General features: G+C 69.6%; 20 protein-coding genes. 13 read left to right on the forward strand and 7 right to left on the reverse strand.

Going from position 1 to position 21,237, the window contains the following annotated elements; translation table 11 throughout:
* Positions 1 to 67: 67 nt before the first annotated feature.
* The 5 genes from AQY21_RS10795 to AQY21_RS10815 form a co-directional block, all read right to left on the reverse strand.
* A complete protein-coding gene (locus AQY21_RS10795; RefSeq protein ID WP_058097667.1) occupies positions 68 to 1,366 on the reverse strand; it encodes a pyruvate dehydrogenase complex dihydrolipoamide acetyltransferase in 1,299 nt (432 codons plus the stop codon).
* A 12-nt stretch (positions 1,367 to 1,378) separates the two neighbouring features.
* Positions 1,379 to 2,749 (reverse strand): pyruvate dehydrogenase complex E1 component subunit beta, encoded by a 1,371-nt coding sequence (locus tag AQY21_RS10800; RefSeq protein ID WP_058097668.1) that lies wholly within the window; start codon positions 2,747 to 2,749, stop codon positions 1,379 to 1,381.
* 12 nt (positions 2,750 to 2,761) lie between these two features.
* On the reverse strand, positions 2,762 to 3,793 hold the full coding sequence (gene pdhA, locus AQY21_RS10805; RefSeq protein ID WP_058097669.1) for a pyruvate dehydrogenase (acetyl-transferring) E1 component subunit alpha: 1,032 nt from the start codon (positions 3,791 to 3,793) through the stop codon (positions 2,762 to 2,764).
* A 223-nt stretch (positions 3,794 to 4,016) separates the two neighbouring features.
* On the reverse strand, positions 4,017 to 4,310 hold the full coding sequence (locus tag AQY21_RS10810; protein WP_058097670.1) for a septum formation initiator family protein: 294 nt from the start codon (positions 4,308 to 4,310) through the stop codon (positions 4,017 to 4,019).
* A gap of 24 nt (positions 4,311 to 4,334) precedes the next feature.
* Entirely contained in the window at positions 4,335 to 5,636 is a 1,302-nt protein-coding gene (locus AQY21_RS10815; RefSeq protein ID WP_058097671.1) for an acetylornithine deacetylase/succinyl-diaminopimelate desuccinylase family protein, read from the reverse strand.
* Positions 5,637 to 5,740: 104 nt separating this feature from the next.
* On the opposite strand from AQY21_RS10815, the gene AQY21_RS10820 reads away from it, so the two are divergent.
* The 5 genes from AQY21_RS10820 to AQY21_RS10840 all read left to right on the forward strand — a co-directional run bounded on the left by AQY21_RS10820 (position 5,741) and on the right by AQY21_RS10840 (position 10,680).
* Positions 5,741 to 6,022, forward strand: coding sequence for a hypothetical protein (locus AQY21_RS10820; RefSeq protein ID WP_058097672.1), 282 nt, complete (start codon positions 5,741 to 5,743; stop codon positions 6,020 to 6,022).
* A 10-nt stretch (positions 6,023 to 6,032) separates the two neighbouring features.
* Entirely contained in the window at positions 6,033 to 6,692 is a 660-nt protein-coding gene (locus AQY21_RS10825; protein ID WP_058097673.1) for a DUF1523 family protein, read from the forward strand.
* A gap of 3 nt (positions 6,693 to 6,695) precedes the next feature.
* A complete protein-coding gene (deoC, locus tag AQY21_RS10830) occupies positions 6,696 to 7,640 on the forward strand; it encodes a deoxyribose-phosphate aldolase (protein WP_058097674.1) in 945 nt (314 codons plus the stop codon).
* Positions 7,641 to 7,642: 2 nt separating this feature from the next.
* Positions 7,643 to 9,961, forward strand: coding sequence for an aldehyde dehydrogenase family protein (locus AQY21_RS10835; protein ID WP_058097675.1), 2,319 nt, complete (start codon positions 7,643 to 7,645; stop codon positions 9,959 to 9,961).
* 89 nt (positions 9,962 to 10,050) lie between these two features.
* Complete coding sequence (locus AQY21_RS10840) at positions 10,051 to 10,680, forward strand: FMN-binding negative transcriptional regulator (RefSeq protein WP_058097676.1); 630 nt, start codon at positions 10,051 to 10,053, stop codon at positions 10,678 to 10,680.
* 227 nt (positions 10,681 to 10,907) lie between these two features.
* Here AQY21_RS10840 and AQY21_RS10845 read toward each other — a convergent pair whose 3' ends face one another.
* Positions 10,908 to 11,663, reverse strand: coding sequence for a hydroxypyruvate isomerase family protein (locus AQY21_RS10845; RefSeq protein WP_058097677.1), 756 nt, complete (start codon positions 11,661 to 11,663; stop codon positions 10,908 to 10,910).
* A gap of 2 nt (positions 11,664 to 11,665) precedes the next feature.
* Entirely contained in the window at positions 11,666 to 12,211 is a 546-nt protein-coding gene (locus tag AQY21_RS10850; protein WP_058097678.1) for a DUF1285 domain-containing protein, read from the reverse strand.
* A 61-nt stretch (positions 12,212 to 12,272) separates the two neighbouring features.
* Between AQY21_RS10850 and AQY21_RS10855 the strand changes: the two genes are divergently transcribed.
* The 8 genes from AQY21_RS10855 to AQY21_RS10885 all read left to right on the forward strand — a co-directional run bounded on the left by AQY21_RS10855 (position 12,273) and on the right by AQY21_RS10885 (position 21,137).
* A complete protein-coding gene (locus AQY21_RS10855) occupies positions 12,273 to 13,274 on the forward strand; it encodes a MoxR family ATPase (protein ID WP_058097679.1) in 1,002 nt (333 codons plus the stop codon).
* Positions 13,271 to 14,140: a DUF58 domain-containing protein gene (locus AQY21_RS10860; protein WP_058097680.1), complete on the forward strand. Its 870-nt coding sequence runs from the start codon at positions 13,271 to 13,273 to the stop codon at positions 14,138 to 14,140. Before AQY21_RS10855 ends, AQY21_RS10860 begins: the two co-directional genes overlap by 4 nt.
* Positions 14,140 to 16,062 (forward strand): BatA domain-containing protein, encoded by a 1,923-nt coding sequence (locus tag AQY21_RS10865; protein ID WP_152988196.1) that lies wholly within the window; start codon positions 14,140 to 14,142, stop codon positions 16,060 to 16,062. Before AQY21_RS10860 ends, AQY21_RS10865 begins: the two co-directional genes overlap by 1 nt.
* Positions 16,059 to 16,895 (forward strand): DUF4159 domain-containing protein, encoded by an 837-nt coding sequence (locus AQY21_RS30180; RefSeq protein ID WP_369807756.1) that lies wholly within the window; start codon positions 16,059 to 16,061, stop codon positions 16,893 to 16,895. Before AQY21_RS10865 ends, AQY21_RS30180 begins: the two co-directional genes overlap by 4 nt.
* Positions 16,892 to 18,994, forward strand: a complete 2,103-nt coding sequence (locus AQY21_RS10870) for a hypothetical protein (protein ID WP_058097681.1) — start codon at positions 16,892 to 16,894, stop codon at positions 18,992 to 18,994. Before AQY21_RS30180 ends, AQY21_RS10870 begins: the two co-directional genes overlap by 4 nt.
* 65 nt (positions 18,995 to 19,059) lie before the next feature.
* A complete protein-coding gene (fabZ, locus tag AQY21_RS10875; protein WP_058097682.1) occupies positions 19,060 to 19,551 on the forward strand; it encodes a 3-hydroxyacyl-ACP dehydratase FabZ in 492 nt (163 codons plus the stop codon).
* Positions 19,544 to 20,329: an acyl-ACP--UDP-N-acetylglucosamine O-acyltransferase gene (lpxA, locus tag AQY21_RS10880; RefSeq protein WP_058097683.1), complete on the forward strand. Its 786-nt coding sequence runs from the start codon at positions 19,544 to 19,546 to the stop codon at positions 20,327 to 20,329. Before fabZ ends, lpxA begins: the two co-directional genes overlap by 8 nt.
* 10 nt (positions 20,330 to 20,339) lie before the next feature.
* Positions 20,340 to 21,137: an LpxI family protein gene (locus AQY21_RS10885; RefSeq protein WP_058097684.1), complete on the forward strand. Its 798-nt coding sequence runs from the start codon at positions 20,340 to 20,342 to the stop codon at positions 21,135 to 21,137.
* Positions 21,138 to 21,237 lie beyond the last annotated feature (100 nt).

Below are 21,237 nucleotides of genomic sequence, written 5' to 3' on the forward strand. Positions count from 1 at the left end.
ATTTGGGCAACAAAGAAGAAGGGGGCCGCGAGGCCCCCTTGTTCGTTCCGTTCGCCTTTGCTGGGGATCAGGCCAGCATGCCCATCGGGTTTTCCAGGTGCTTGACGATGGCTTCCAGCAACTGGGCGCCGAGCGCGCCGTCAATCACCCGGTGGTCGACCGAGAGGGTCATCGACATGACGTTGCGGATCACCACCTCGCCATTCTCGACCACCGGGGTCTGGATGCCGGCGCCGACGGCGAGGATCGCGCCATGCGGCGGGTTGATCACCGCGTCGAAGTTCTCGATCCCGAACATGCCGAGGTTCGAAATGGCGAAGCTGCCGCCCTGGTATTCATGCGGCGCGAGCTTCTTGGTCTTGGCGCGGTTGGCCAGGTCCTTCATCTCGGCGGACAGCGCCGACAGGGTCTTTTGCTGCGCGTCCTTAAGCACCGGGGTGAAGAGGCCGCCCTCGATGGCCACGGCGACGGCCACGTCCGAAGGCTTCAGCTTCAGGATGCGGTCGCCGGCCCAGACCGCGTTGGCATCCGGCACCTCTTGCAGCGCCAGCGCGCAGGCCTTGATGATGAAGTCGTTGACCGACAGCTTCACGCCCCGCGATTCCAGCTGCTTGTTCAGCATGGCCCGGAACTTCATCAGCTCGTCGAGCCTGGCGGACCGGCGCAGGTAGAAATGCGGGATGGTCTGCTTGGCCTCGGAAAGCCGCGCGGCGATGGTGCGGCGCATGCCGTCGAGCGCCACTTCCTCGGTCTCGCGGTCGGCATACATCCTGAGGATGGTTTCCGCGGACGGTCCGGCCGGGGCGGCGGCCGCCGGGGCCGGGGCGGCTTTCGGGGCCTCGGCGGCGGCAGGCTTGGCCGCGCCGGGTTTCGCGTCCTCGACATCCGCCTTCACGATGCGGCCATGCGGACCCGAGCCGACGACCGAGGCGAGGTCGATGCCCTTTTCCGCCGCGATGCGCCGGGCCAGCGGCGAGGCGAAGATGCGCCCGCCATCCGCCGGTTTCGGCGCCGCCGGGGCAGGGGCGGTGGGCGGTGCTGCCGGGGCAGCCTCGGCTTTCGGAGCCTCGGGCTTGGCTTCCGTCTTGGGTGCCGGCGCCGCGCCGATGTCACCGGCGGATTCGCCTTCCTCCAGCAGCACGGCGATGGGGGTGTTGACCTTGACCCCGGCGGTGCCCTCGGCGATCAGGATCTTGCCCAGCTTGCCTTCGTCCACGGCCTCGAATTCCATCGTGGCCTTGTCGGTCTCGATCTCGGCGATGATGTCGCCGGATTTGACCTCGTCGCCCTCTTTCACCAGCCATTTGGCCAGCGTGCCCTCTTCCATGGTCGGAGAAAGCGCGGGCATCAGGATTTCTGTCGGCATCTCGCTCGCTCCTTAACGGTAGGTGACTTTCTTGACCGCCGCCACCACCTCGTCGGAGGTGATCAGCGCGTGCTTTTCAAGGTTTGCGGCATAGGGCATGGGCACGTCCTTGCCGGTGCAGTTGATCACCGGCGCGTCGAGATAGTCGAAGGCGTTCTCCATGATATGGGCCGAGAGGTGGTTGCCGATCGAGGCGACCGGGAAGCCCTCCTCCACCGTCACGCAGCGGTTGGTGCGTTTCACCGATTCGATCAGCGTGGCGTAGTCGATGGGGCGCAGGGTGCGCAGGTCGATCACCTCGGCCTCGATGCCCTCGGCGGCCAGCTTCTCGGCGGCCTCCAGCGCATGGACCATGCCGATGCCGAAGCTGATGATGGTCACGTCGCGGCCGGGGCGCACGATCCTGGCCTTGCCGAAGGGGATGGTGAAGTCCTCGAGATCCGGCACCTCGAAGCTGCGGCCGTAGAGGATCTCGTTTTCCAGGAAGATCACCGGGTTCGGGTCGCGGATCGCGGTCTTGAGCAGGCCCTTCGCATCGGCGGCCGAATAGGGCATCACCACCTTGAGGCCGGGGATCTGCGCATACCAGGCCGCGTAATCCTGGCTGTGCTGGGCCGCCACCCGCGCGGCGGCGCCGTTCGGGCCGCGGAAGACGATGGGGCAGCCCATCTGGCCGCCGGACATGTAGAGCGTCTTGGCCGCCGAGTTGATGATATGGTCGATGGCCTGCATGGCGAAGTTGAAGGTCATGAACTCGACGATGGGGCGCAGCCCGGCCATGGCGGCGCCGGTGCCGATGCCGGCGAAGCCGATTTCCGAGATCGGCGTATCCACGACGCGGCGCGGGCCGAACTTGTCCAGGAGGCCCTGGCTGATCTTGTAGGCGCCCTGGTATTCGCCGACTTCCTCGCCCATCAGGAAGACGGTCTCGTCGCGGGTCATTTCCTCTTCCATGGCCTCGCGCAGGGCCTCGCGCACGGTCATGGTCTTCATCGGTGTGCCTTCCGGCCAGTCGGGCGACTGGTCCGCGACCGGGGCGGAGGCAGGGATCGCGGCCTCAGCCGGGGCGGCCGGAGCCTCTGCCCGGGCTTCGGCGGGTGCGGGTTCGGCCTTCGGCGCCGGGGCGGCATCGGCGGATTCGCCCTCCTCGACCAGCACGGCGATGGGGGTGTTCACCTTCACCCCCTGGCTGCCCTCGGCGATCAGGATCTTGCCGAGGACGCCCTCGTCGACGGCCTCGAATTCCATCGTGGCCTTGTCGGTCTCGATCTCGGCGAGGATGTCGCCGGATTTCACGTTATCGCCTTCCTTGACCAGCCATTTGGCCAGCGTGCCTTCCTCCATGGTCGGCGACAGGGCGGGCATCAGGATTTCGGTTGCCATGGTTCCCTCCCCTCAGGCGTTCTGTTCCGCGCCGCCCTGCGGCACTTCCTTGGCGTAGATATCGGTCCAGAGCTCTTCCAGCGGCGGCTCGGGGCTTTCCTTGGCGAATTCGGCCGAGTCGTTCACGATATCCTTGATCTCCTTGTCGATGGCCTTGAGGTCCTCCTCGGAGGCGTGCTTGCCGGTCAGCAGCAGTTCGCGCACATGCTCGATGGCGTCGCGCTCGTCGCGCATCTTCTGCACTTCCTCGCGGGTGCGGTATTTCGCCGGGTCGGACATCGAATGGCCGCGATAGCGATAGGTCATGACCTCGAGGATGTAGGGGCCCTTGCCGGCGCGGCAATGCGCCACCGCCTTTTCGCCTGCGGCCCTGACCGCCAGCACGTCCATGCCGTCCACCTGCTCGCCCTTGATGCCGAAGGCTTCGCCGCGGCCATAGAGCGTGGTCGATTTGGTCGAGCGTTTCATCGAGGTGCCCATGGCATACTGGTTGTTCTCGATGACGAAGACGACCGGCAGTTCCCAGAGCTCGGCCATGTTGTAGGTCTCGTAGACCTGGCCCTGGTTCGAGGCGCCGTCGCCGAAATAGACGAAGGTGACGTTGTCGTTGCCCAGATACTTGTCGGCAAAGGCCAGGCCGGCGCCCAGCGGCACCTGGGCCGCGACGATGCCATGGCCGCCGTAGAAATGCTTTTCGCGGCTGAACATGTGCATCGAGCCGCCCTTGCCCTTGGAATAGCCGCCGATCCGTCCGGTCAGCTCGGCCATCACGCCGCGGGCTTCCATGCCGCAGGCCAGCATGTGGCCGTGGTCGCGATAGCTGGTGATGCGCTTGTCGCCTTCCTTGGCGATGGATTCGAGGCCGACGACCACGGCTTCCTGGCCGATATAGAGGTGGCAGAAGCCGCCGATCAGACCCATGCCGTAAAGCTGGCCGGCCTTTTCCTCGAATCGCCGGATCAGCAGCATGTCGCGGTAGTATTTGAGCAGCTCATCCTTGGACACGTTGGGCGTGCTTTGCTTGGCTGCGGGCTTTCTGACCATGGGCCTCCTCCTCGGGGCGGGGATAGTTCAGCGTTAAACTAATTCTAGGCGAAGCTTTCGGGGGAAGTAAACCGGCCTCGTGCATCCGTCCAGAGGGCAGATGCGAAAAGCCGCCTGCGCGGCGGCGATAGTTGGGGCGCGCAGGGGCATCGCCGCGTCCTGGGGCGCGGTCGCATGGGTATTTGGGCAACGGAGAAGGCGCGGCCGGACCCTGCGGGAGGGCTCAGCGGATGATGACTTCGTCGGCGCGCACCAGGCCCAGTACGTCGCGGGCGCGTTCGTCCAGAAGGTCGAGATCGAGAAACTCGTCCGAGAGCCGTCGGGTCAGGTTGCGCATCCGGTCCACCTCGGCTTGCAGCTTGTCGCGCTGTTGGATCAGCTCCTGCGTCTCGGCCTGCAATTGCACTCGGCGCAGGATCCCCGAGGGGCCCTGCACCGCCGCATAGGCGAAATAGACGCCCAGGAGGATCATCACGACGAAGAAGATGAGGGCGCTGATCGACAGGCGTTGGGTCATGGGCTTCTCGGCTGTTTCGGGCGATCATGCCACAGGCGGCCGGCCGGGGGAATCCCCCGATGCGCCGCGCAGGATGTCATCGAGCACCAGGGCCATGACGCGGGCGGAATCCTGCATATCCTGCACGCCGACCCATTCGTCGGGCTGATGCGCCAGATCCAGCACGCCGGGGCCGTAGGCGATGCAGTTCTTCAGCTTGCCGATGCGGTCGATATGTTTCTGGTCATAGGTGCCGGGGCTGACCACATAGCCGGCCTCGCGGCCCAGCACCCGCTGGATGGCGGCGGCGGTCGAGCGCACCACCGGGGCCTCGCGGTCGGTCATGCTGGGGATCACCTCGAACAGGTCGCGGATCTCATAGGAGAAGCTGGGCCTTTGCGCCTTGACCTTTTCCAGGAGCGCGGTGATCTCGCGCTTCACTTCCGACAGTTCCTCCTCGATCAGGAAGCGGCGGTCGATGGTGATGCGGCAGCGGTCGGCGACGCAGGGCGCGGGCAGGCCGGTGAAGTCCGGGCCGAGATCCGGCTCGCCGCCATGGATCGAGTTGATGTTCAGCGTCGAGTTCCGCGCGCCCTCGGGGATCACCGGCATCTGGGTCCGCTTGGTCATCAGCAGCGGGAACAGCGTGCGCTCCATCTCGTCGAGCACCGCGCCCATGTGGCGGATGGCGCTGTCGCCCAGGAAGGGCATCGAGCCATGGGCGATGCGGCCATGCGTCTCGATCTCGGCCCACCAGACGCCGCGATGGCCCAGGCAGATGCGGTCCTTGTGCAGGGGCTCGGGGATGATGACATGGCCGACATGGGCGAAGGCGCCCTGTTCGGCAAGATAGGCCACGCCGCCGAAGCCGCCCGATTCCTCGTCCGCGGTGGCGCTGATCTCGATCTGGCCGGGATGGTCGGGGTAAAGCGCGACGAAAGCCTCGGCCGCGATGATGCTGGCGGCCAGCCCGCCCTTCATGTCGCAGGCGCCGCGGCCATAGATGCGGCCACCCTCCAGTTCGGCCGCGAAGGGATCGCGGCTCCAGCCATGGCCGACCTCGACCACGTCGTGATGGCTGTTGAAATGCACGCATTCGCCGGGCGGGCCGCCGCGATGGCGGGCGACCAGGTTCCAGCGCGGAAAGGCCTCGCTGTCGCCGGGTGCGCCATGGGCGCGGATCAGCTCGCAGGCCCAGCCCTGCGGCGTCAGCCGCGCCTGCAGGTATTCGCAGATCTCGCGATAGTGGCGGCCCGGCGGGTTCAGCGTCGGAATGCGGATCAGATCCTGCGTCAGGCGGATCAGATCGTCGCGGCGGTTTTCGATCTCGAGGGCAAGGGCGTCCATGGCGCAAGGCTAGGCCGGGCGCGGCGGCGCGGCAATGGGGTCATTGACAGTCGCGGCGCGGGGGCCTTCCATGGGGCAGGCTTTTCGCAACCAGGGTCGGCCCGATGATCGCCTTTCTTCGCCTGATCGGCATGGTCCTGATCGTCGAGCTGATCTTTTACGCGCTGATCTGGGTCTATATCCGCAGCCTGCGCCGGGAAGAGCTTGAAAAGGAATGGGATCGCCGCCATCCCGAGCGCGCGGGCCCGTCCCTGGAACGCGCCGAGTTCGTGCGGCGTTCGATGGTGGGTTTCAGCAGGACCCTGCGGGCGCGGCTCGTCGGGCTGGTGCTGGTGCTGCCGGTGGTCGCGATCATCGTGATCATCGTGATCGTGAACTACAATTGAGGGGGCGCCGATGCGCTGGTTCCTGACCGTCCTTGGGGTGATCTTCGGGATCGTGGTCTTTCTGTTCCTGGACTACACGCTGCCCTCGAAGCAGACGGTCCGCATCACCAACACCTATAACCGGCTGACGGATATCGGCGCGAATGCCTTCTTCTATGCCTCGCCCGATACCGGCACGGTGCAGAACGCCCAGGGCCAGCGCGACGTGCGTTTCATCGACACGGTGCGTCCGAACGGCAAGCCCTATGTCTATCGCAACGAGGATACCGGCTGGATCTGGCCGCCCTATTTCAAATACGACAGCTCGAACCTGCATGCGCAGGCGACCGATCTGCGCTCGACCGCGGCCAGCCCGCAATGGGTCAGCGTGACCTCATACGGCTGGCGCATCGCCTGGCTCTCGGTCTATCCCAACGCCATCTCGATCAAGCCGGTGGCGGGGCCGGAGGTGCGGCCGTTCAACTGGGCGGCGCAGATCATCCTGCTGATCCTGGGGGCGCTCTTGTTCCTGATCTGGCGGATGTGGAACCAGTTCCGCGAGCGCACCATCGACCCCGCCGTGCGTTCCGCCGACGAGGCATGGGACCGGCTGGACGCCCGGGCGGACGCGGCCCGCGACCGGGCGCGCGGGCGCATGCGGCGCTGGTGGGACGGGCTGCGGGGGCGCTGAGCGATGGAGCGCAAGAACCCCGGCACCGACTTCCGCCTCGACTGGTTCGAGAACATCCAGGTCAACACCCCGGCAGCCGAGCGCCGCGCCGCCAGCCTGGCCGCACGCCGCAGCCTGAAAAAGGAATGGCAGGCGGCCTGGCTGCTGAACGCGGTGCGCTGCATCGACCTGACCACGCTGTCGGGCGACGACACGCCGGACCGGGTGGCGCGGCTTTGCGCCAAGGCGCGCCAGCCGGTCGATGCCGGCCAGCTTGCCGCGCTGGGGGTCGATCACCTGACCACCGGCGCGGTCTGCGTCTATCCGACCATGGTGGCGGCGGCGAAGCGGGCGCTGCGGGGAACGGCGATCCCCGTCGCCTCGGTCGCGACCGGCTTTCCCGCCGGGCTGATGCCGCTGGACCTGCGGCTGGCCGAGATCCGCTATGCGCTGGACCAGGGCGCGGACGAGATCGACATCGTGATCTCGCGCGCGCTGGTGCTGCGCGGCGAATGGGCGGCGCTTTACGACGAGATCTGCGAGATGCGCGAGGCCTGCGGTTCGGCGCGGATGAAGGCGATCCTGGCGACGGGCGAGCTGAAGACCCTGTCCAATGTCGCCAAGGCCAGCCATGTCGCCATGCAGGCCGGCGCCGATTTCATCAAGACCTCGACCGGGAAGGAGCCGGTGAACGCCACCTTGCCGGTGTCGCTGGTCATGCTGCGCGCGATCCGCGACTATCGCCACCAGACCGGCTTTGCCGTGGGCTTCAAGCCGGCCGGCGGGTTGCGGACGGCCAAGGACGCGCTGAACTGGCAGGTGCTGATGGCCGAGGAGCTGGGCCGCGACTGGCTGCGGCCGGATCTGTTCCGCATCGGCGCCAGTTCGCTGCTGGCCGATATCGAGCGGCAGATTTCCCATCACGTCACCGGGCGCTACGCTGCCGCCCATCGTCTGGCCGCGGGGTGAACATGCCGAAGGTAAGCGAGATCATGGAAAGCATGGAATACGGCCCCGCGCCCGAGGATGCCTCTGCCGTCCGCGACTGGCTGCGCGAACGCGGCCGCTTCGGCCATTTCATCGCCGGGCGCTTTACCCGGCCGGGCGAGACCTTCGCCAGCCGCGATCCCTCGACCGGCGAGGAACTGGCGCAGGTCACGCAGGGCACCCCCCGCGACGTGATGAAGGCGGTGCGCGCCGCGCGCCGGGCGCAGCGCGGCTGGGGCGCCATGCCCGGCCACGACCGGGCGCGCTTTCTCTACGCCATCGCCCGGACCATCCAGAAGCGCGAGCGGTTCCTGGCGGTGCTGGAGAGTCTGGACAACGGCAAGCCGATCCGCGAAAGCCGCGACATCGACGTGCCGCTGGTGGTGCGGCATTTCTACCACCATGCCGGCTGGGCCGAACTGGCCGAGACCGAGTTTCCCGGCCACGGCCCCCTGGGCGTCTGCGGCCAGGTCATCCCCTGGAACTTTCCGCTGCTGATGCTGGCCTGGAAGGTGGCGCCGGCGCTGGCCGCCGGCAATACCGTGGTGCTGAAGCCTGCCGAATACACGCCGCTGACCGCACTGGCCTTTGCCGAGATCTGCGCCCATGTCGGCCTGCCCGCCGGGGTGGTCAACATCGTCACCGGCGACGGCGAGACCGGTGCGGCGTTGGTCGGGGCCCCGGTGGACAAGATCGCCTTCACGGGTTCCACCGAGGTCGGGCGCGGCATCGCCCGCGCCGTCGCCGGCTCGGGCAAGCGGTTGACGCTGGAACTGGGCGGCAAGTCGCCCTTCGTGGTCATGGAAGATGCCGACCTGGACGCCGCGGTCGAGGGCGTGGTTGATTCGATCTGGTTCAACCAGGGCGAGGTCTGCTGCGCCGGCTCGCGCATCCTGGTCGCCGAATCGGTCGCCGCGCGGTTCGAGGCGCTGCTGCGGGCGCGGATGGAGAAGCTGCGGCTCGGCGCGCCGCTCGACAAGTCAACCGATGTCGGCGCCATCGTCGATCCCGTGCAAAAGGACCGCATCCTGCGGCTGATCGACCGGGCCACCGCCGCCGGGGCGGAACTGGTCGGCGGCGCGGCGGCGCCGGGCTGCTTCATCGCGCCGGGTTACCTGAAGAATATCGCGCCCGCCAATCCCGGCATGATCGAGGAAATCTTCGGTCCCATCGCCACGCTTTCGACCTTCCGCACCCCGGACGAGGCGGCGGACCTGGCGAACAATACCCGCTATGGCCTTGCGGCCTCGGTGTGGTCGGAAAGCGCCACGGTGGCGACGGATCTTGCCGCGCGGATCAAGGCCGGCGTGGTCTGGGTGAACTGCGCGAACCTGTTTGACGCGGCCGCACCCTTTGGCGGCATGCGCGATTCGGGCTATGGCCGCGAGGGCGGGCGCGAGGGGATGCTGGACTATCTCGCCGCTCCGCTCGCCCCGCAGCGCGATCCGGTGCCGTCCGAAATCGTCCCGGCCGAGGGCTCGGGGATCGACCGCACGGTCAAGCTCTATATCGGCGGCGCGCAGAAGCGCCCGGATGGCGGCGCCAGCTACCTCGCGCAGGACGAGCTGGTGCCGCTGGGCAATCGCAAGGACATCCGCAACGCGGTCGAGGCCGCGCAATCGGCGCTCGCGAAATGGCAGGGCCTGGGCGGCCATGGCAGGGCGCAGGTGCTGTATTTCCTGGCCGAGAACCTGGCGCAGCGCCGCGCGGAATTCGCCGGCTTCGCCAGTCCGTCCGAGGTCGATGCCGCCATCCGCCGCTGCTTCTTCTATGCCGGTTTCGCCGACAAATACGACGGCGCGACGGTCTCGGCCAAGCCCGGCCACCTGTGCCATGTCCAACCCGAACCGCATGGCGTCATGGGGCTGGTCGCGCCCACGGCCGCGCCTCTGGCAGGCTTCATGGCGCTGGTGCTGCCGGCCATCGCCATGGGCAATGCCGTGGTGGCGATCCCGTCGCAGGACCGGCCGATGGCGGCGCTGACGCTGGCGCAGGTCCTGGCCTGTTCGGACGTGCCGGGCGGCGTGGTCAACATCGTCACCGGCCCGCGCGACGATCTGGGCCGCACGTTGGCCGCGCATGACGGCGTCTCGGCGATCTGGCATGCCGGGCAGGGCGAGGGGCTGGCCGAGGTGCAGCGCGCCGCTGCCGAAACCCTGATCCCGGTCTGGACCCCCGCGTCGCGCGACTGGAGCGGTCCGCAGGCGCAGGGCCGCGAATTCCTGCGCGCGGCCTGCCGCACCAAGACCATCTGGTTGCCCTATGGCGCGCTTCCCGCCGGCACCGGCAGCGCGGCCTATTAGCGGCGCTGGCCCGGTCGCGGACGGTGCATGGCGTTGTCATCACGGCGCCCGGTGGGTACAATCAGCCCGCCTCAGCATCGGAATCGCGCATGTATATCCCCCCGCATTTCCACGAGATCGACCCCAGGGAGATCGCTGCGCTCATCGAGGCCGCGCCTCTGGCCTGCATCGTGGCGCAGACCTCCGAAGGGCTGATCGCCAACCATGTCCCGCTGCTGGCCGGCCCGGATGGCACGCTGATCGGCCATGTGGCGCTGGCCAACGACATGCACCGGCTGATCGCCGAGGAGCAGGAGGTGCTGGCGATCTTTCGCGGCGAGGACGGCTATGTCTCGCCCAATTTCTACCCGAGCAAGCCCGAGCATCACCGGCATGTCCCGACCTGGAACTATCGGGTGGTGCATGTCTATGGCAGCATCAGCTTTCAGCATGACGAGCGGGCCAAGCGTGCCGCGGTCGGCCTGCTGACCCGCAGCCACGAGCGGCGGCTGAACGGCGCCGGGGCTTGGCGCATGGCCGATGCGCCGGCCGATTACATGGAGCAGATGCTGGGCGGCATCGTCGCCTTTCGGATCGCGATGCGCCGGACGCTGGCCAAGTCGAAGCTGAGCCAGAACCGCGAGACCCGCAACTATCTGGGCGCCATTGCGGGGCTGCGGGCCAGCGGGCAAGAGGCGATTGCCGAGCAGATGGTCAAGCGCCTGCCCAGCGACGGCTAGCCGAGAGCCGGCTGAGCCGCCTTGCCGGCCCGGCCTTAGCCGGCGCGCAGGCGACGGAGCCGCCCGGCCGATTTCGCCCGGGGCCGATCTGGTCCGGCTTGCCGGCGCGGCTGGCCGTCCGGCATCGGCGCTGCGGCAGCCCGAGCCAGCCGGATAACAGGCCCTTCCCGGGCAGGGCGGCGAGTCGCCCGGGCTTGGGCCATGAAGGCCCGTTCGCGCCGCCCCTGTCAGGCGGGGCGCAGCCAGCGCAGCCCGGCCTCGGTCGAGCTGCGGGGGGTGTATTCCGCGCCCACCCAACCGCGATAGCCGGCAATGTCGATGGCGCGGAACAGCCCGGCCAGGTCGATGTCGCCCTGCCGCGGCTCGTGCCGGCTGGGCCAGTCGGCGATCTGGACATGCCGCACCCGCCCGGCATGGCGCTGCCAGACCGCCAGCGCATCGCCATGGATCATCTGCGCGTGATAGACGTCGAATTGCAGCCCCAGGTTCGGGGCGTCGACCTCCTCGACGATCTCGGCCGCGAGGTCGAAACTGTCGAGGAAATATCCCGGCATGTCCGCGTGGTTCATCGGCTCGATGGTCAGGCTGGTCTGCGGCGCGCGCTGACCGGCCCAGCGGAGGTTCTCGACAAAGGTGCGTCGCGCCAGCCCGCCGCTGGCCTTGCCGGCCATCACATGCAGATGCCGAACCCCCAGCGCCCGGGCAAAGCGCAGCGCGCGGTCGAAGTCGCTGCGAAAGCGCGATTCGTTGCCCGGCTCGGCGGCAAAGCCGCGCGGGCCGCCGGCCCAGTTCGGCGGCGGCGTGTTCATCAGCACGAACTCTACCCTCGCAGCCTGCGCGGCCTGCACCAGCTCCTTGACCGCAAGGTCATAGGGAAACAGGATCTCGACCCCGTCGAAACCCGCGCGCCTTGCCGCGGCGAAGCGTTGCAGCATGGGCAGTTCGGTGAACAGATAGGTCAGGTTGGCGGCGAATTGCGCCATGGTCAGGGCTCCAGAGGAAAGGCCGTCCCTCCCGATCGCACTTCCATACGCCCGTTTTCGCCGGGCATAGCCGCATCGGCCAGTCGGTAGAATGTCTTGCGGTCGATCAGCGCCCAAAGACCGCGGCGGATATGGACATAGGGACGGGGTTCCTCGGCCGTCCCGCGCAGCTCGATCGCATGCTCGGGGCCGGCCGTCACCCGGTCGCCGACATTGGTGGTGAAGGCGATGTCCTGGCCGATTTCGGCATCGACGGCGATGAAGGGCGCATCGACCACGCGGATGCCGACCTTTTCGACCGGGGTGACCAGGAAGTAATCCTCCCCCTCGCGCTTCAGGATCGAGGCGAACAGCCGCACCATCTCGGGCCGGCCGATGGGCGTGCCGTTGTAGAACCAGCTGCCGTCGGCGCGGATCTCCATGTCCAGATCGCCGCAGAAGGGCGGGTTCCACAGATGCACCGGCGGCGGCCCCTTTTTCGAGGCGCGGCTGGCCGCGGCGGCGATTCCGGTCGCATCGCTCACGGCATTGTCAGTCTTTTCCACCATTCCCTGTGGACCCCGTCACCCCTGCCTTTATGTTGTCCTAGAACAGAAACGGGGCATTGTCATGGCCGAGAATGAGAAACTGGTTTCCGAAGTCCTGACGCTGACCGACCGCCTCGCGCAGGCCCGCGCCAGCGTCGAGCACCGCTTCGTCGGCCAGCATGCCGTGGTCGAGCAGGTTCTGGCGGCGATCCTGTCGGGGGGGCATGCGCTGCTGGTCGGCCAGCCGGGCCTGGGCAAGACCATGCTGGTCGATACGCTGGCCACCGTGCTGGGCCTTGATACCGCGCGCATCCAGTTCACCCCCGACCTGATGCCGGCCGACATCCTGGGCTCCGAGGTGCTGGACATCCGGTCCGACGGCACCCGCGCCTTCCGCTTCATCGAGGGGCCGGTCTTTACCCAGCTCTTGATGGCCGACGAGATCAACCGGGCCAGCCCCCGCACGCAATCCGCGCTGCTCCAGGCCATGCAGGAGGGCGAGGTCACCATCGGCGGCGAGCATCGGCCGCTGGGCCGGCCCTTCCACGTGCTGGCGACCCAGAACCCGATCGAGCAGGAGGGTACCTATCCGCTGCCCGAGGCGCAGCTCGACCGTTTCCTGTTGCAGATCGACGTGGACTATCCCGACCGCGACACCGAACGCGCCATCCTGCTGGCGACGACCGGGGTCGAGCAGGGCCGCGCCCATGCGGTCTTCGACGCGGCGGGGCTGGTCGCGGCGCAGGCGCTGATCCGGCGCATGCCGGTGGGCGAGACGGTGCTGAACGCCATCCTCGACCTGGTGCGCGCGGCCCGTCCCGGCGCGCCCGAGGCGCCGGGCTGGATGGCCGACACGCTGGTCTGGGGGCCGGGGCCGCGCGCCGCGCAGGCGCTGACGCTGGTCACCCGCGCCCGCGCGGCGCTGAACGGCCGCTTTGCGCCGACACTCGACGATGTCGAGGCCATGGCCGCCCCGGTGCTGCGCCACCGCATGGCGCTGAGCTTTGCCGCCCGCGCCCGGGGCGAGACCATCGAGGGCGTGATCGCGCGCCTGCTCGACGACCGGATGCGGGCGGCGGCGTGAGACCCTCGGCCGATCAGCTTCGCGCCCGGGCCGAGGCCGCCTCGGCGGCATTGCCGGCGCTGATGCTGTCGGCCGAGCGGCTGGCGGCGGCGCTGGTGCCCGGCGCGCATGGCCAGCGCCGCGCCGGCATGGGCGAGGATTTCTGGCAATACCGCCCCGCCACGGCGGGCGACACGGCGCGCAGCATCGACTGGCGCCGCTCGGCCCGCTCGGACGCGCAATTCGTCCGCGACCGCGAGGCGCAGGTGGCGCAATCGGCGGCGATCTGGGTCTCGGCCGCGGCGGGCATGGATTACACCGGCGGCCCGAACCGGCCCAGCAAGCGCGACCGCGCCGACCTGCTGGCGCTGGCGCTGGCCATGGCGCTGCTGGCCGGGGGCGAGCGCGTCGCCTTGGCCGGCCAGCCGCCGCGCCCCGGCCGTCTTCAGGCCGAGCGCATGGCCCAGGCGCTGGTTGCCCGCCCGGCGCTGGACCGCGACGAGGACGCACCGCCGGCCGAGGCTTTGCGCCCCGGCCAGCGCGTCATCCTGTTCGACGATTTCCTGGGCGATCCGCAGCCGGTGCTGGACTATCTTGGCCGTGCCGCCAGCCTTGGCGTGCAAGGCGCGCTGATGCAGGTGCTGGACCCGGACGAGGATGGCTTTCCCTGGCGGGGCGCGGTGCTGTTCCGCTCGGCCTCGGGGGCATTGCGCCACGACACGCGCGATGCGGGCGGGTTGCGCTCGCCCTATCTGGCGCGGCTGGCCGAGCGGCGCGAGTTGCTGGCCAGCGCTGCGCGCGTGGCGGGCTGGCATTTCGGCATGCATGACACCGGGGCGCCGCCCTCGCAGGCGCTGCTCTGGCTCTGGACGGTGCTGGAGGGCTGATGCTGCTCATTGGTCCCATCGGTTTCCTGACGCCCTGGATCCTCGCGGCGCTGGCGGCGCTGCCGGTGCTGTGGCTGATCCTGCGCGCCATGCCGCCTTCGCCCAAGCTGGTGCGTTTTCCGGGCACGCGGCTGCTTCTGGGGCTCAAGGATCCGCATCCGGTGGCGCGGCACACGCCCTGGTGGCTGCTTCTCTTGCGGGTGCTGGCGATCGCGGCGCTGATCCTGGGCTTTGCCGGGCCGGTCTGGAAGCCCTCGCCGGATCAGGTCGGGCAGGGGCCGCTGCTGATCGTGATGGATGCCGGCTGGGCCGCCGCGCCCGACTGGCCGCAGCGCCAGGCCCGCGCCCTGCGCGCGCTGGACCAGGCGGGGGCCGAGGGCCGGCCGGCGGCGCTGCTGGTCGGCGACGGCCGGGACGAGGGGGCGCTGCCCTTTCTGCCGGCGGCCGAGCTTGCCGCGCAGCTGCGTGCCCTGCGCCCCGCGGCGTGGGAGACGCGCTATCCCCCCGACCCCGAGCCGGTGCTGGCCGGGGCGCCCTCCGGCCTGTCGGTGCTGTGGCTCAGCGATGGGCTGGACCATCCCGGCCGGGCGGAATGGCTGGCCGCCTTGTCCGGGCGCGGCAGCGTGACCGTGGTGCCGCCCGAGGGACCGCGCCAGTCGCTGGAGCTGGTGCCGGGCGACCAGCCGGCGCTGCGGCTGCGCTCGACCGGGGCCGCCGCCCCCGATGTGCTGGCCATCGGCCTCGACCCGCAGGGCACGCCGCGCGAACTGGCGCGGCTGCAACCCGGCGAGGGCGCGGACGACGAGGCGGGCGTGATCAGCCGGCTGATTCCCATCGCGCTGCCCTCGGAATTGCGCAACCGCATCACCCGCTTCGAGATCGAGGGCCATGCCTCGGCCGGGGCGGTGCTGCTGGCCGACGATTCCCTGCGCCGGCGCAAGGTGGCGCTGGTCGGCGACGACCGCGCCAGCGAGGGCCAGAGGCTGCTGTCGCCGCTGCATTATCTGCGCCGGGCGCTGTCGCCGACCACCGACCTGATCGAAGGCGGCCTGGGCGATGTGCTGCAAGCCTCGCCCGACGTGATCGTGCTGGCCGACCAGTTCGGGCTGGCCGAGGCGGCGGCTCTGCGCGACTGGGTCGAGGGCGGCGGGCTGCTGATCCGCTTTGCCGGGCCGCGCATGGCCGCGTCCGAACGGCTGAGCGAGGAACCGCTCTTGCCCGTGCGCCTGCGTGCCGGCGGGCGCGACATCGGCGGGGCGCTGGCCTGGGGCGAGCCGCGCAGCGTCGCGCCCTTCGCCGCCGACGGACCCTTTGCCGGGCTTTCGGTGCCGGGCGACGCGACGGTGCGCGCCCAGCTTCTGGCCGAGCCAGCGCCCGATCTGGGCGAGCGCACCATCGCCCAGCTTTCCGACGGCACGCCGCTGGTGACGCGGGCGCCCTTGGGGCAGGGGCAGCTGGTGCTGTTCCACACCACGGCCAATGCGGAATGGTCGAGCCTGGCGATCTCGGGCCTGTTCGTCGAGATGCTGGACCGGCTGGTGCGCAGCGCCCGGGTCAGCGCCCAGGCGCCCGAGGCGGATCGCGCCGAACAGCCCTTCTGGCTGCCGGAACTGGTGCTGGACGGCTTCGGCCGCACGACCGAGCCGCAGGACACCGCCCCGGTCGCCGCCGCCGATTTCGCGCGCGGACCGGCGCCGGGTGCCCCCGCCGGACTTTACCGCGGCGGCGAGCGCATGGCGGCGCTGAATGCGGGCGGGCCGATGGCGCTGGCCGACTGGCCCGGCGCCCCCATCGAACGCGCGGCGCAGGCCCCGGGCCTCGACCTGCGTGGCTGGCTGATCGCGCTGGCGGCGCTGCTGTTCGCGCTGGATGCGCTCGGCAGCGCCTGGCTGGCGCGCGGCAGGCAGAGGGCGATGGCATGACGAGATGGCTTCTGACCTTCGCCGCGCTGTTCTGGGCCACCGCGCTTTGGGCGCAGGACGAGCCCGACCCCCGGCTGGTGCGCGCTGCCGACGAGGTCGCCCTGGCCTATCTCGTCACCGGCGATGCCGAGGTCGATGCCGCCTCCGAGGCCGGGCTGCGCGGCTTGTCGCAGGTCCTGACCGCCCGCACCACCGTCGAGCCGGGCGAGCCTATCGGCATCGATCCCGAGCAGGACGACCTGTCGCTGCTGACCTTTCTCTATTGGCCGGTGACCGAGACGCAGGCGCCACCCTCGCCGCAGGCCTATGTCCGGCTAAACCATTTCCTGCGCTCCGGCGGGATGATCCTCTTCGACACCCGCGACGGCGACATCGCGGGCCTGGGCGGCCCGGACGGCGGCGCGGCGCTCCAGGCGCTGGCGGCGCCGCTGGACATCCCGCCGCTGGCGCCGATTCCCGCCGATCACGTCATCACCCGCAGCTTCTACCTGCTCCGGGATTTCCCCGGCCGCTACCAGGGCCGCGAGGTCTGGGCCGAGGCGCCGCCCGCCGATGCCCAGGCGGCCGAGGGCGTGCCCTTCCGCAATCTCAACGACGGCGTCTCGCCGGTCATCATCGGCGGCAATGCCTGGGCCGAGGCCTGGGCGCTGGATGAGAACGGCCTGCCCATGTTCAGCATCGGCTCGGGCTTCGAGGGCGAGCGCCAGCGCGAGATGGCCTATCGCTTCGGCGTCAACCTGGTCATGTATGTGCTGACCGGCAACTACAAATCCGACCAGGTGCATGTGCCCGCCCTGCTGGAGCGGCTGCGGCAAGAGGAGGTCGTGCAATGAGCGGGCTCGCCTTCGATCCGCTGCTGCCCTGGCCCCTGGTCGGCGGGCTGGCGGCGCTGGCGCTCTTGGTGGCGCTGTGGTCGCTGTGGCGCGGTCTGCGCGGCTGGGCCTGGCGCGGCATCGCCGGGCTGGCGGCGGTGGCGGCGCTGGCCGGGCCGGCGCTGGAATCGGGCATCCGCAACAAGCTGTCCGACATCGTGATCCTGCTCGACGACCGCAGCGCCAGCCAGTCCTTGCCGGGCCGTGCCGAGCAGACCGATGCGGCCGTCGAGGAGCTGACCCGCCAGCTCTCTGGCCTGCCCGATACCGAGATTCGCCGCGTGACCGTCGCCGACGACCCCGACGGCACGCTGATGGGCACGGCGCTGACCCGGGCGCTGGCTGCCGAGCCGCAGGCCCGTCTGGCCGGCGTGGTCGCCGTCACCGACGGGCTGGCCCATGACGCGCCGATGGTCCCGGCCTCGGCCCCCGCCCCGGTGCATGTGCTGCTGACCGGGCAGGCGCAGGACTGGGACCGCCGGCTGGTGATCGAGGAGGCCCCGGCCTATGGACTGATCGGCAAGCCCGTCACCATCCGCCTGCGCGTCGAGGATCAGGGCGCTGTCCCCGAGCAGGTGGCGCAGACCCCCGCCCGGCTGCGCATCCTGCTGGACGGCGAAGAGATGCGCCGCCTCGACCTGCCGCCGGGCGTGACGCTGGACCTGCCGGTGGTGCCGGAACATGCCGGGCAGAACGTGGTCTCGATCGAATTCGATGCGCCCGAGGCCGAGGTGCCGGAACTGACCGACCGCAACAACGCGGCCGCCGTGCAGATCCAGGGCGTGCGCGACCGGCTGCGGGTTCTGCTGGTCTCGGGTGCGCCGCACGCAGGCGAAAGAACCTGGCGCAACCTGTTGAAATCGGATGCGAACGTGGACTTGATCCACTTCACCATCCTGCGGCCGCCGGACAAGATGGATGCGGTTCCCGTCGATGAGCTGTCGCTGATCGCCTTTCCGACCCAGGAACTGTTCATGGAGCGGATCCGGGATTTCGACCTGATCATCTTCGACCGCTACCGGGTGCGCGGCATCCTGCTGCCGCAATATTACGACAATATCCGGCGCTATGTCGAAGAAGGCGGCGCCATCCTGGTCTCGGCCGGGCCCGAGATGTCCTCGGTGGAAAGCCTGAACCTGTCGCCCCTGGGCGCGATCCTGCCCGCCCGCCCCACCGGCCGGGTCTATGACGACCCCTTCTTGCCGAGCCTGACCGAGGATGGCGAGCGCCACCCCGTCACCTCCGACCTGCCCGGTGCCCCGGCGGAGGGTTCGGAAAGCCATTGGGGCCGCTGGCTGCGCATGTCGCAGGTAATCCCCGATCCGCGCGCCCAGGTGGTGCTGAGCGGTGCGCGGGACGAGCCGCTGCTGCTGCTCAGCCGCGTGGGCGAGGGGCGGGTGGCGATGCTGACCTCGGACCAGGTCTGGCTCTGGGGCCGCGGCTTCGAGGGCGGCGGGCCGCAGCTCGAGCTGCTGCGCCGCATCGCGCATTGGTCGATGCAGGAGCCGGAACTGGAGGAGGAGACGCTGTTGGCCGATGTCAGCGGCGAGCTGACGGTGACCATCACCCGCCGCACCATGAACGTGACCGCCGGCCCGGTCCGCATCACCCGCCCCGACGGCGAGACCGAAGAGCTCGCGCTGACCGAAGCCGGCCCGGGCCGCTTCACCGCGCGCTGGACGGCGCCGGGGCCGGGGCTCTACCGGCTGGCGGATGGCGAGATCCGCCGCGTCCTGGCGCTCGGCCCCGCCGCGCCGCGCGAATTCGAGGAAACCGTCGCCTCGGGCGCCGTGCTGGGGCCGCTGGCCGAGGCGACGCAGGGCGCGGTGCTGCCGCTTTCCGAGGGCATGCCCGGCCTGCGCACGGTGCGCGAGGGACGGCCGGCGCATGGCCAGGGCGTGGGCGGGCCGTGGATCGCCATCACCCCGCGCGACGCGGCCTCGGTCAGCGGGATGACGCATCGGCCGCTGCTGCCGGGCTGGACGTGGCTGGCGCTGATCGCTGGGCTGGCGCTGGCCGGCTGGCTGGCCGAGGGCCGCGGCCGGCTGCGCGGCACCTGACGCCGCGAAACTTGCCAAGATCGCGCCCCGTTGCTAGGCAAATGAAAACATTCCAAGAGGACCGCATGGCCGCCGCCCCGAACGATGACCAGACCGCCTATATCCCGCCGACCGAAGTCGATCTGGGGATGATCAAGCGCATCCTGCCGCATCGCTATCCTTTCCTCTTGGTGGACCGGGTCCGCGACATCGTGCCGGGCGAAAGCTGCGTCGGCGTCAAGAACGTGACCGCGAACGAGCCGCATTTCGAAGGGCATTTCCCGCAGGAGCCGGTGATGCCCGGCGTGCTGATCATCGAGGCCATGGCGCAGTCGGCGGCGGTGCTGGTCGGCGTCACGCTGGATCTCGCCGGCAAGGGCATGGGCACCTATTTCATGTCCATCGACAAATGCCGCTTCCGCCAGAAGGTGGTGCCGGGGGACGTGCTGGAACTGCACATGAAGACCCTGCGCGGCGGCGGCAAGATCTGGAAATTCGAGGGCCGCGCCATCGTCAACGGCCAGCTCGCCGCCGAGGCCGAGGTCATGGCCATGCTGAACCGTGGCGACAATGGCTGAAACCCGCATCCATCCCTCGGCCGTCGTGGACCCCGCCGCGAAGATCGGCGAGGGATGCGAGATCGGCCCGTTCTGCGTCATCGGCCCCCAGGTCGTCCTGGGCCGCGACGTGGTGCTGAAATCGCATGTTGTCGTGGCGGGCGAGACCACGATCGGCGGTGGCACCACGGTCTTTCCCTTCGCCTCGCTGGGCGAGGTGCCGCAGGACCTGAAGTTCCGCGGCGAGCTTACCCGGCTGGAGATTGGTGCCCGCAACCGCATCCGCGAATATGTCACCATGAATCCCGGCACCGAGGGCGGCGGCGGCGTCACCCGCATCGGCGATGACGGGCTGTTCATGGCCGGCAGCCATGTCGCGCATGACTGCCAGATCGGCAACCGGGTGATTCTGGTCAACAATGCCTCGGTTGCCGGCCATTGCGTGCTCGAGGACGACGTGATCGTCGGCGGCCTGTCGGGCGTGCACCAGTTCGTGCGCATCGGCCGCGGCGCGATGATCGGCGCGGTGACCATGGTGACGGCGGACGTGATCCCCTTCGGCCTGGTGCAGGGGCCGCGCGGCCATCTGGACGGGCTGAACCTGGTGGGGCTGAAGCGCCGCGGCGCCTCGCGCGAGGAAATCCACGCACTGCGCGACATGCTGGCGCAACTGGGCCAAGGCAGCTTCCGCGACACCGCCCGGCATCTGGCCGAGGCCGAGAACGGCCCGATGGTGCGCGAGGTGCTGGACTTCATCCTCGGCCCCTCGGACCGCAGCTTCCTGGCCCCGCATCCGTGAGACAGCATCCATGAGCCGCATCGCCCTGATCGCCGGCGAGGGCCGCCTTGCCCCCGCCATTGCCGCGGCGCTGGACCAGCCGCTGGTCTATGCGCTGGACAACCTGAAGCCGCAGGTCGAGGCGAAACCCTTCCGCCTGGAACGGCTGGTGCCCTTCCTGGACGAATTGACCGACCAGGGCGTGACACAGGCGGTCTTCGCCGGCGCCATCCGCCGCCCGAAGATCGAGCCGGAGCTTTTCGACGCGCGCACCCTGACCATCGTGCCGCGCATCCTGATGGGGATGCAGTCGGGCGATGACGCGGCCCTGCGCGCGGTCCTCGACGTCTTCGAGGAAGCCGGCATATCCATCTGTTCCGTTGACCAGATCCTGCCGGATCTGGTGCCGGGCGAGGGGGTTCTTGCGGGCGAGCCGAGCCCGCGTGACCAGAAGGATGCCGCCCGCGCCGCCGAGATCGTCCGCGGCCTCGGCGCGCTGGATATCGGCCAGGGCGCGGTGGTGGCGCAGGGGCTCTGCCTTGCCGTCGAGGCGCTGCCGGGCACCCAGGCCATGCTGGAGTTCGCGCGCCTCCATGCCGGCCTGAAACCCGACCCCAAAGGGGCGGGCGGCGTGCTCTACAAGGCGCCGAAACCCGGCCAGGACCGCCGCATCGACCTGCCGACCATCGGCCCGGATACCGTGACGCAGGCCGCCGAGGCCGGGCTGGCCGGCATCGCCTGGGAGGCGGGCAGCGTCATCCTGCTGGAACGCACCGAGGCAATGCGCCGCGCCCAGGCGGCGGGGCTGTTTCTCTGGGCGCGCGGTTAAACGGGTATCTGGAAAACGGCGAAAGAGCTTGCTTCACCGTTTCGCAAATACTCAAGTGACGATGCCGCGCGAGCGGCAGGTGGGTATTTGAACAACGAAG

The organism is Paracoccus sp. MKU1, assembly GCF_001447385.1.
Lineage (GTDB): Bacteria > Pseudomonadota > Alphaproteobacteria > Rhodobacterales > Rhodobacteraceae > Paracoccus.